General features: G+C 59.8%; 1 rRNA gene. It reads left to right on the forward strand.

Annotated features, from left to right (window positions below):
- Nucleotides 1–90: 90 nt before the first annotated feature.
- A 5S ribosomal RNA gene (rrf, locus tag ACFSB2_RS17790) occupies nucleotides 91–207 on the forward strand.
- Nucleotides 208–209 lie beyond the last annotated feature (2 nt).

Raw genomic sequence — 209 nt, forward strand, 5'->3', positions numbered from 1 at the left:
AATCTGAACCGAAGACGAGTGGTGGGAGCGAAAGCATCTGCAGCGGAGCCTGGGTTTGGCGAAGCGAAGCCGCTTGAGCGAACACCCGAGTCTGGCGGCCATAGTGGAGGGGAAACACCCGTACCCATACCGAACACGGACGTGAAGACCTCCAGCGCCGAGGATACTTGGAGGGAGACTTCCTGGGAAAGTAGGACGTTGCCAGGCGA

This window comes from Alicyclobacillus fodiniaquatilis (assembly GCF_042678105.1).
Lineage (GTDB): Bacteria > Bacillota > Bacilli > Alicyclobacillales > Alicyclobacillaceae > Alicyclobacillus > Alicyclobacillus fodiniaquatilis.